The sequence below is a fragment of the Holdemania sp. 1001095H_141210_F2 genome (assembly GCF_015558105.1).
Taxonomy (GTDB): Bacteria; Bacillota_I; Bacilli_A; order Erysipelotrichales; family Erysipelotrichaceae; genus Holdemania.
Map to the genome: position 1 here is coordinate 119,552 of NZ_JADNPO010000009.1, position 10,224 is coordinate 129,775.

8 protein-coding genes and 1 riboswitch are annotated in these 10,224 nt (G+C 52.8%); of the genes, 1 reads left to right on the top strand and 7 read right to left on the bottom strand.

Annotated features, from left to right (window positions below; genetic code table 11):
• Positions 1-299: 299 nt before the first annotated feature.
• The 7 genes from I2G61_RS07985 to I2G61_RS08015 all read right to left on the bottom strand — a co-directional run bounded on the left by I2G61_RS07985 (position 300) and on the right by I2G61_RS08015 (position 9,513).
• Positions 300-1,148, bottom strand: coding sequence for a DegV family protein (locus I2G61_RS07985; RefSeq protein WP_072683405.1), 849 nt, complete (start codon positions 1,146-1,148; stop codon positions 300-302).
• A gap of 140 nt (positions 1,149-1,288) precedes the next feature.
• Positions 1,289-4,510 carry a DEAD/DEAH box helicase gene (locus I2G61_RS07990; protein WP_195548126.1) on the bottom strand — a complete coding sequence of 1,074 codons (3,222 nt, stop codon included), beginning with the start codon at positions 4,508-4,510 and terminating at the stop codon, positions 1,289-1,291.
• 56 nt (positions 4,511-4,566) lie between these two features.
• Positions 4,567-5,556 (bottom strand): NAD(P)H-dependent glycerol-3-phosphate dehydrogenase, encoded by a 990-nt coding sequence (locus I2G61_RS07995; RefSeq protein WP_072683407.1) that lies wholly within the window; start codon positions 5,554-5,556, stop codon positions 4,567-4,569.
• 12 nt (positions 5,557-5,568) lie between these two features.
• Positions 5,569-6,873, bottom strand: coding sequence for a ribosome biogenesis GTPase Der (der, locus tag I2G61_RS08000; protein WP_195548127.1), 1,305 nt, complete (start codon positions 6,871-6,873; stop codon positions 5,569-5,571).
• The gene (gene cmk, locus I2G61_RS08005; RefSeq protein ID WP_072683409.1) at positions 6,866-7,540 is read right to left on the bottom strand and encodes a (d)CMP kinase; all 675 of its coding nucleotides are present in this window, start codon (positions 7,538-7,540) and stop codon (positions 6,866-6,868) included. The genes der and cmk overlap by 8 nt, the downstream gene beginning before the upstream one ends.
• On the bottom strand, positions 7,540-8,595 hold the full coding sequence (locus I2G61_RS08010; RefSeq protein WP_072683410.1) for a hypothetical protein: 1,056 nt from the start codon (positions 8,593-8,595) through the stop codon (positions 7,540-7,542). The genes cmk and I2G61_RS08010 overlap by 1 nt, the downstream gene beginning before the upstream one ends.
• Before the next feature lie 315 nt (positions 8,596-8,910).
• Positions 8,911-9,513, bottom strand: a complete 603-nt coding sequence (locus tag I2G61_RS08015; RefSeq protein ID WP_195396840.1) for an ECF transporter S component — start codon at positions 9,511-9,513, stop codon at positions 8,911-8,913.
• A gap of 95 nt (positions 9,514-9,608) precedes the next feature.
• Positions 9,609-9,725: riboswitch (FMN riboswitch) on the bottom strand.
• 210 nt (positions 9,726-9,935) lie between these two features.
• Here I2G61_RS08015 and I2G61_RS16755 point away from each other — a divergent pair.
• A partial coding sequence (locus I2G61_RS16755) for a helix-turn-helix domain-containing protein (protein WP_195548128.1) occupies positions 9,936-10,224 on the top strand: 289 nt, incomplete at its 3' end.

Below are 10,224 nucleotides of genomic sequence, written 5' to 3' on the forward strand. Positions count from 1 at the left end.
ACCACAGCTCTCTAAGGTTGACTTCTGTCTTCATTATAAGCGTTGGAATAAAATTGTCTGAAACACCAGAGAACTTCAACACTGTTTAACAATTTTCATTTGTTTTCAACACTATTTGTCCTTTTTAACAATACGATTCTCCAAGTTATTCATTTCCGAAAATCTTACATTAACTACAAATGAATCAGAGTCACCTCTGCCATGATACCGCTCGAAAGCGATTTAATCTATCATTCAATAACTTTGGCAAATTTTACCTGTTTGTCAAAGTACCAAAAAAAAAACTGCCAAGCTTACGCTTAACAGTCTGCCTGACGCAGATAGGCGATTGCACTGACGCCCGGCCCGGTATGCGTGCCGATTACGCTGCCCACGCCGCACACCTGCGAACTGACGATCGCTTTTTCTTCCAAGAACGCAATCAGATCACTGACCGCTTCCCGGTTTCCCGTATAACCAAAGATCGGTTCCACCTGAGGATCCGGCATTCCCAGCTTTTCCATCTGCTGCCAAAACAGCTGCAGTGTTGCTTTCTTGCCGCGGGCTTTGCCTAAGACGCTCAGCTTGCCCTCCTCCAGGGTGATCATCGGATGGATGCCCAACAACGAACCCGCAAATCCGGCGGCCTTGGACAATCGTCCGCCTTTTACCAGAAATTCCAGCGTGTCCACAGCGGCCAGAACGACGATGCGCGATTTCAGCTGATCTAACTGCGCCGCGATCTGCCTGGCGGACTGTCCGGCATCGCGCAGCCGGATCGCTTCGCGCAGAAGCAGCTGTGTGCCGATCGTCGCCGATAAACTGTCGACAATATAAATCGGTTCGTATTCACAATAATCCTTCGCCAGCTGCGCCGATTGACAGGTTCCGCTTAACTGGCTGGACAACGTCAGAACGAGGATCTCCTCGCCTGCCGCTTTTGCTTTCTCATATTCCGTCAGAAAGTCGTTCGGCGAGGGCTGGGAGGTTGTCGGCAGCTGACCGCTGCCCGTCAGCTTGGCATAAAATTCTTCGATGTTCAAATCAATGCCGTCGCGGTATTCTTCATGGCCGAACAGCACCTTCAGCGCAACAACGCCAATATTGAGCTGCCGGGCTGCCTCCGGGGTCACATCGGCCGTGGAATCAGTGATAATACGAACTGTCATATCGTGTCTCCTCCTTGAGATAGTTTGAATATCAATATAAAAATCTAATCCATTATAACAGCGTATTCTCCCCTTGGCAACCCTTTTTCGCAAAATAAAAACGGCATTTCAAACAATCACTTGAATGAAAGCCGTATCATTTAAAATTCAGTCTCAAACAGCTCGAGAATTTCCTCACGGCTCATCGCGGCGATCGAGCCGTCGGAACCTTCGATGACCGATTGCGACAGCTGCTGCTTCTGCTGCTGAAGCTTGCTGATCTTCTCCTCTACCGTGCCTTCGACGATCAGCTTGACAACCTGGACGTTGCGCGTCTGGCCGTTCCGGTAAGCGCGGTCGGTCGCCTGATTCTCCGCCGACAGATTCCACCATGGATCGTAATGAATGACGATCTCCGCGCCGGTCAGGTTCAATCCTGTGCCGCCGGCTTTCAGCGAGATCAGAAAGACCGGCGTCTTGTCACGGTTGAAGCTTTCCATTAAATCAAAACGCTGCTGCTTCGGTGTTGCGCCGGTCAGCAGATAGGTTCCGATCCTGCGCTTCTCGCATTCATCCCGCAGCTTGTCCAGAATCGTCGTAAACTGGGAGAATACCAGAATCTTCTTGCCCGACTCCACCGCATTTTCAATCAGCTCCATGCAGGCAGTCAGCTTGCTCCGCTCGCCCCCGTAACCATCAAATACCAGCCCCGGGTCGCAGCAGATCTGCCGCAGCCGCGTCAGCATCGCCAAAATCATGATCTTGGAGCTGCCGGCGTTGGTTTGCTGATCCAGCGTCTGCGTCAGCTGCGTCTGGATCTGCTGCAGCGACGCCTGGTAGAGCTTCTTTTCCGCTTCGCTGAATTCGATCTGCAGCACGCTTTCCGTCTTTTCCGGCAGTTCCTTCAAGACGTCCTGTTTCACGCGCCGCAGAATAAACGGCGATACCAGCTTTTTTAATAACGTCAGCCGTTCTTCGTCGTCATACCGCACGATCGGCAGCTCGTAGTTTTCCTTAAACTGTGCGTAACTGAACAAATAGCCCGGCATTAAGAAATCGAAGATCGACCACAGCTCGGCTAATGAATTCTCAATCGGCGTACCGGTTAAGGCAAAGCGGTGGCGGGCCTGGATCTGCTTGACGGCCTGGGCGCTCTTGGTCCGCTGATTCTTGATCGCCTGCGCCTCATCGAGCACCAGATACTGAAACGCCAGCGGCTGGTATAACGCCTCGTCGCGCTTGACGTAATCGTAAGACGTGATGAGGACGTCAAAATCGTTTGCGGAAGCCAGCGTATTCTGACGTTCTTTCAGCGTGCCGTGCACGCAGCCGCATTTCAGCTGCGGCGCGAAGCGACGGATTTCCGCCTGCCAGTTGAGGATCAGCGAAGCCGGAGTGACAACCAGACTGCAGCCGCCCTCCCCCTGCAGCCGCGCATCCTCCAGCACGGCGATCATCTGCAAAGTCTTGCCGATGCCCATATCGTCGGCCAGAATCCCGCCGAAGCCATAGTGAGCGATCGTTTTCAGCCAGCGGAAGCCTTCCTTTTGATAGGTGCGCAGAATCTTGCGCATCGAGGGCGGCACGTCGAATTTGCTTTCCTCAATATTCTTAAAGTCGCGGATCATCGTTTTGAACTCCTGATTCCGCTCGACCTTGATCTCCGGCGTACTCATCAGCCGTTCGTTCAGCGCCAGCGCCCGATAGTTTTCCAGCGTCACCGGCCCGGCGCCCAGCTGCTTCGGATCAACCTGCAGTGCGTCCAGCATCGCCAGCATTTCTTCGGTTTCGCCCTCGCCAATCGCGAAGTAGTCGCCATTTTTCAATCGCACATATTTTTTCTTCTGCTGATAGCCGCGGAAAATTTCTTCCAGTTCCTGCGGCGTCAGCTGCGGACTGTCAAGTTGCAGCTCCAGCAGGCCGGAGGTCAGCCTTACGCCGACGGAGAACGAAGCCCGCGAACGGATCTGAACATTTTTCAGCGATTCGCAGATATAGACCTCCGCCAGATCCATCAGCTTGCCTACCCCTTCCGCCAGGAAGCTGAATTCCTTGGTTTCGTTTTTCTCAATCCAGGCGATCTGGGTCAGCGTGTCAATCCGAGTCACATACTGCCGGATGATCGCGCGCACTTTCTGTTCCTTGCGCAGGTTGCGGTTATCGCGGTTGGTCAGCGTATCGAAGCCGATGTATTCGTTGGGGCCGTAACAGAAGCGAATCGTGATCATGATCGTATGCGGTGCCGGCTCGTCGATATACACCCGCGTGACCAGCGGATCCAGCCGGACCGGCAGCTCGTCCATACCCAGCACCGGAATCAGCTCGCTGACCGGCTGCAGGACGTTGTAATAGAAATTCTTGATCTGTTCGTGACTGACGAGCAGCTTGCCGCCCTGCTGCAGCCGTTTTAATAAGGGTCCGCACAGGATCCGGTACCGCGGAAGCAGCCGGATCAGCGTGCCGCCGACATAGACATAATCGGCCTCATTGCTGGACAGATAGCGGTATTCGTGCGGCGTGACCGCAAGCTGGTAGTCCTGTCCCTGCCCTTCGACCTGAAGCGTAAACTGCGGATTTTCCTCAATCATCACCATCGGCCGGCCATCCGCCATCATCACCGGATGATTCCAAAACAGCTCATAAAAATCATCGACGCTGCCGCCGCTCAGCTTGACATAGCGCGCTCCGGTATCAAAATTGGTCTGGGATGAATAGTTGCGGCGGATAAAGCGCAGGATTTTCTGCGAAACTTCATCGAACGACTCCGGAACATGCAGAAACTGCAGTTCCTTGCCATAGCTGACAATCGCCGCCTCATTCATCCGCGTCATAAATTCGCCGAGATTTTTTAAAATGTATTTTTTCTTGCGGCCGATCCGGAAACTGACCAGCAGCTCGGAATTGGAAAACATGACCTCCGGCTGCAATTCGACCGGATCGTTCTGCAGCATCACCGGGTCGTCCAGCACCGCGGAATTGACATACGCCTCGATCAGCTGCTCACTTTGCGAAAACATCTGCCGGCGGCGCATCTGCTGGATATAGTCGGCGGCGTTCTCCCGGTAATAAAAAGGAAAATGGTCGATCGTCCGTTCTTTCAAAAACATCAAAACCGCGCCGATGTGGGCGCAGGCTTTTTCATCGTGGACACAGTACGGGCATTCACAGGAAAAATGAAGCAGCTCGCCGGTCACAGAATGCAGCGACAGCTTGACATGCTGCAGATATGGATAAACGACCGCTTCGACCTCGATCAGCTGCAGCGTTTTATACTCGACGGCCGACAGCGACTGGATGATCGAGCGTTCCTGATGATAACGCCGCGCCAGATTCCACGTCCGCTCGTCAAAATAAGTACTCAGATTCGTTTCGTCCAGAATCATTGGCACCGGTTCCTCCTTTCCGATTGTTCCATCAGAAAAAGCCCCGCGACGGGCTTTTATTCTGATTTCAGCTCCCGGGCCATCAACAGCTTGATCGCCTGGGACGGCTTTTCGCCTTCGTACAGCACGCGGTAAACCTGTTCGGTGATCGGCATGCTGATGTGCTTCTTAATTGATTCTTCATAGATGACCTTGGCCGCTTTTACGCCCTCGACCGTCTTCTTATTGGTTTTCCAGAAAATCTCCGCGCTGTCCTGACGGCCGATCTGCATGCCGGCCTGGAAGTTGCGGGAATGCGGGGAGGTGCAGGTGACGATCAGATCGCCGACCCCGGTTAATCCCAGATAAGTTTCGGCCCGTCCGCCCTGCGCGATGCCGTAGCGGGACATTTCCGCCAGACCGCGGGTCATCAGCGCCGCCCGGGCGTTGTCGCCTTCGCCCAGTCCGGTAATGATGCCGCTGGCAATCGCCATGATGTTTTTGATCGCCACGCCGGTTTCCGAACCGATCACGTCGGTTCCGCGGTAAACGCGGAAATAATCGTTGGAGAACAGCTCCTGAATCTTTCTTGCTGATGCTTCGTTTTCACAGACCGCATTGACCGAGGTCAGCTTGCGGAGAATGACCTCTTCGGCGTGTGAAGGGCCGATCAGAGAAACGACGTCCGTCAGTGTTTCCGGCGTGAAGCATTCCTTGATCACTTCGCTGAGCCGCTGGTGGGTCGTCGGATGGAATCCCTTGGCGACGTTGATCACAATCACCGGATGATCCAGCGCCGCCGCAGCCCGGCGGCTGACTTCCTCCACCGCGCCGGTCGGCACCGCGAAAAGCAGGATATCGGCGGTTTTGACCGTATCGAACTCCAGCGTCGCTTCGATGTCCGGATTGACCAGTACCTCCGGAAAGTATTTCGTGTTGCGATGGAGCTTCAGGTCGGCAATTTCCTCAGGGCTCTTGCCCCAGATGACGACCTCATGATGATTGTCCGCCAGCACCTGCGCCAGCGCCGTGCCCCAGCTTCCGCTGCCCAATACGCAAATTCTCATATTGCGCCTCCTTTAGTCCTTACTGCGGGCGATGATCCGGATCGGCGATCCGTCAAAACCAAACGCTTCCCGCAGACGGTTCTCAATATAACGGCGGTAGGAAAAGTGCAGCAGCTGCGGATCGTTGACGAACAAAACAAACGTCGGCGGCGCGACCGCTACCTGCGAAGCATACAAAATCTTTAAGCGCTGACCGTTATGCGTCGGCGCCGGAGTTGTCAGCTGAGCGTCCATCACGACTTCGTTGAGCACGTTGGTCGCGATTCTTAATTGGGAATAGTGATAGACGTCTTCGATCATCGGCAGCAACGTATTGACGCGCTGATGGGTTTTGGCCGAGACGAACAGAATCGGCGCGTAGCTCAGATACACAAACTGCGCGCGGATTTGTTCCGTCACCCGGTTCATCGTCTTCTCATCTTTTTCCACGGCATCCCACTTGTTGTATACGATAATGATCGGTTTGCCGGCTTCATGCGCATACCCGGCGACATGCTTGTCCTGTTCGCGGATCCCGCTTTCCCCGTCGATCACAAACAGCACGACGTCACAGCGTTCAATCGCGCTCATCGCGCGCAGCACCGAGTATTTTTCAATATTTTCATAGACCTTGCCGCGCTTGCGGATCCCGGCCGTATCGACGACGACGTAATGCTTGCCGTCATGTTCAAACGGAGTATCGACCGCGTCGCGGGTCGTGCCTTCAATATCGGAAACAATTACGCGTTCTTCTTTTAACAGCGCGTTGACCAGACTGGACTTGCCGACATTCGGCCGGCCGATGACCGCGAAGCGGATGCCTTCCAGCTCCGGCTGCTGCTTTTCGGGAAATGCCCCGACCAAGGCGTCCATGACGTCGCCGATGCCGATGCCGTGCGATCCGCTGACCGCAATCGGTTCCGAAAGCCCCAGCGCATAGAACTCATAAATATTTCCCTGCAGCGTCGCGTCGTCAATTTTATTGACGGCCAGAACGACCGGCTTGCCGCTGCGCCGCAGCATCCGCGCGATGAACTCGTCGTCGCCGGTTACGCCATCGCGGCCGTTGACGACAAACAAAATGACGTCGGCTTCCTCGATCGCAATTTCGACCTGGGCTTTAATTTCTTCCTGAAACGGCTGGTTTTCCAGCTGAATTCCGCCAGTGTCAATGACGCGGAAATCCTGAGTCAGCCACGTTCCTTTTCCGTAAATCCGGTCCCGGGTCACGCCCGGGGTATCCTCGACGATGGAAACCCGTTCGCCCAGGATCCGATTAAAAATCGTTGACTTTCCGACATTCGGACGGCCAACGATGGCAACCACACCTTTAATCATGGTTTCCCTCCTTACTCTTTTCAGCAGCCAGCTGCTTGATCGCCGCAACGACCTCCTCGATCGTCATGTCCGAGGTATCGACGCAGACGGCGTCCTCCGCCTGCCGCAGCGGCGAATGGATCCGCTCCATATCCTGCCGGTCGCGCTGTGCGATTTCCGCGACGAGCTGATCATAGTCTGAACAGATTCCCTTCTGCTGATTCTCCAGAAACCGCCGTTTCGCACGGGCCTGGGGCGAAGCGGTCAGAAAGATCTTCACTTCCGCCTCCGGCAAAACAACCGTTCCGATATCCCGGCCATCCATGACGACGCCTTTGTCCGCCGCCATTTTCTGCTGCCGCTCGACCAGTTTCTGACGCACTGTTTTCAGTGAAGAAACCCGGGACGCCGCCATCGACACGGCGTTGGATCGGATTTCATCCTGCATCTCCACACCGTCCAGGAACACCTGTCCCTGCGGAGTCAGACAAATTTCAGTCCGGTCGATCATCGCGCCCAGCGCAACTTCATCATCCAGCGCCAGCTTTTCGTTCAGCGCTTTGTAGGCGATACAGCGGTACATCGCCCCGGTATCTAAATGGATATAGCCACATTCGTGAGCCAGCCGCCGGGCAATCGTACTTTTCCCCGCGGCGCTGGGCCCATCAATCGCAATGTTCAATTTCATTAAATAATTCCTTTCTGAAGCAGGATCCAGTACACGACGATCCCCAGTACCACTAACAGCGCCAGGATCAGCAGGACCAGAATGAAGTTTAACAGACGATTCGTATAGGATACGGAATCGTTCATATCGTTCAGCTCGTCTTCATAGTCGTCCATCTGCGCCCGCAGCTGTACCGTCTCGCTCATCAGCTTTTCACGCAGTTCTTTTTCTTCCTGCATGTGGGAGCGCAGTTTGCCGAAGAAGCGATGCGGCTGGGTCTCGTCCTCTTCCCAATCCTCGTCTTCCTCGTCCTGATCTTCCTCTTCTTCCTCATCGTCATCCTCATCCCGATGCCGGCCGAACAGTTTCCAACGCGGCTTTTTCGTTTCTTCTTCGTCCTCGTCGTCCCATTCGTCATCCTCTTCCTCATCGTCTTCGTCCTCGGCAAGGACCGGCTGGATGTCCGTGGTTTCTTCTTCAACCGGCGGTTTCATCCGGCGTGATTTCTTGATTTCCGGGGTTGGCGCCGGTTCCAGCGTCTTTAACATTTCGCCGCTGTTGCCGCTCTGATCAAGCAGCTGCTTGACCTCCATTGAGATCGTGTTGCGCAGCGTGTCGTCCTCCGGCAGCACAAACGACGGGATATCCATGTCATCCAACAGGTTATCCTTGCTCGTGCTGACCATTTTTTCCTCAAACGGCCGGATTGAGCTCTGTTCGCGCAGCTGCTTCAAAATGTTGACCTGCGTGTCCTCACTGGCTAACAAACCGCGCTGCTTGTTGTACTCCTTTACTTCGCTGATGTACTCGTCAAGATATTCATTATTAAAAGAAGAGGCTGCCGGACTCGCCTTCTCTTTCTGCGTTTCATCCGCAAAATAAGCTTCGCGGCGCAGATGGATCGGATCGTGGTTTTCTTCTTCTTTAACTTCCAGCTGTTCCGTTGCAGTCGTATCCAAACGGCTTAGCCGTTCGGCATAGGCGGAGATCCCCTTCGTGCTGATCTGCGATTCCGCATCGTTCTGCAATTCCTGCCTCAGTTTTTCATATTTAGCCTTACGCGACATATTCTGCATACACAGTGCCTCCTAATCTTTTTCATTATATCAAAAATTGACTCCAGTTGCGAAGAAAACTGACGGTTTGCCCGGATTCTTTTGTAAAAGCGGCTGGTCAGCTTTTATTCCTGCGGCCTCACTTGGAATCATGTCCACGATCATTTTCCAATTTTCTTCATCCTGCCGCCGATGAAAGCGAGGATCAATCAAGAATTAAAAAAGCTGGCGATTGATTCTGAGCGCTGATTTGCCAAAGCAGATCGCAACCCGAATATCAAAATTCCAGCCCAGAAGCTTCTTTTTTATTCCGTCCTATTTCGCGGCCGATTTTCTTCAGCGATGCAGAATCGGCGAAATGTGCTTATATAACAGGAACACCATCAACGACGTCACAATTCCTTTAATTAAATTGAACGGTGTCGTGCAGAACAATACGAGCGTGAACGCGTTATCGACAAACGGAACAACCTTGGCGCCCATCGAAATAATCGCTTCCAGCGGCATATTGAAGAAGAACGAATACGCCGGAAGCATCACGAAATAATTTGTCAAACCGCCGACCAACATCAGGCTCACCGTGCCCAGAATCATGCCGATCAGCGCGCTTTTCAGATTCTTATGCCGCCGATAAAGCCAGGCGGCCGGCAGGATAAATGCGCAGCCCATTACAAAGTTGGCCAGCTCCCCGACATACGCCGTACCGGAACCAAAAAACAGACAGCTTAGAAAGACCTTCATCGCTTCGATCGCAACGCCGGCCAGCGGTCCCATCGCAAAACCGCCGATCAGGACTGCGACCTCACTGAAATCCAGTTTGTAAAACGGCGGAGCGATAAAGGGAATCGGAAAATCAAATTCCATCAGGATAAACGCGATCGCCGCTAAGATGCTGACTTTGGCCATGGTTTTAATGTTGAAAAATTTTCTGTTTGTCATCTTTTTTCCTCCACTTCTGACAACGCTGACTTTTCCTGTCCTGGCGACAAAAAAAGGTTTCAACAAAACCTTCGGGGTAGCTCTATGAAAAAGAAAAAAACATTCTTTCATCCAGACTTTACTGTCGCCACTGGAATTCCACCAGTTCGGCCGAGAATCGGCTCGCGGGGTTTACCGCCGGTCGGGAATTGCACCCTGCCCTGAAGTTTTATCGCCTTTATCATAACCTTCACAAATGAATTTGTAAAGACCTTGACAAGAAAAAGAAAAAAGATTTGATCTGAAAGTGAATTGAAAAAGTAAACGCAGCCTTAAAGCAAAAAGAAATTGCATTTACTTTTGCAAAGACGCGGACTGCATTTACTCGTGCAAATGAGTTATAGTCATCTTGTATCTCCCTGTACAGATAGGAGTCCCCCATTATGAGTCACTTAACTTTGCAAGATCGGATTACGATTCAATCCGAATTGAATCAGGGTTCTTCTTTCAACACGATTGCTCGTTTGATTTCCAAGAACCCTACCACTCTCTTCCGTGAAATTCGAAATCATCTGCTGATTCGCGATCGTTCTTCTTATCCTCAGTCTCGCATGATGAACGATTGCCTCCATCGCTTTGAATGCCGGCTCAAATTTGTCTGTCAGCCTCAGTGCCGCTTTCAAAAGGGGAATTGTCGTTTTTGTGGTCATTGTTTCCGGGTTTGTTATGATT

Excerpts from the sequence above, each read along its gene's own strand:
- I2G61_RS07985 (WP_072683405.1), bottom strand. The coding sequence starts at position 1,148 with ATGACAGTTCGTATTATCACTGATTCCACGGCCGATGTGACCCCGGAG.
- I2G61_RS07990 (WP_195548126.1), bottom strand. The coding sequence starts at position 4,510 with ATGATTCTGGACGAAACGAATCTGAGTACTTATTTTGACGAGCGGACG.
- I2G61_RS07995 (WP_072683407.1), bottom strand. The coding sequence starts at position 5,556 with ATGAGAATTTGCGTATTGGGCAGCGGAAGCTGGGGCACGGCGCTGGCG.
- der (WP_195548127.1), bottom strand. The coding sequence starts at position 6,873 with ATGATTAAAGGTGTGGTTGCCATCGTTGGCCGTCCGAATGTCGGAAAG.
- cmk (WP_072683409.1), bottom strand. The coding sequence starts at position 7,540 with ATGAAATTGAACATTGCGATTGATGGGCCCAGCGCCGCGGGGAAAAGT.
- I2G61_RS08010 (WP_072683410.1), bottom strand. The coding sequence starts at position 8,595 with ATGCAGAATATGTCGCGTAAGGCTAAATATGAAAAACTGAGGCAGGAA.
- I2G61_RS08015 (WP_195396840.1), bottom strand. The coding sequence starts at position 9,513 with ATGACAAACAGAAAATTTTTCAACATTAAAACCATGGCCAAAGTCAGC.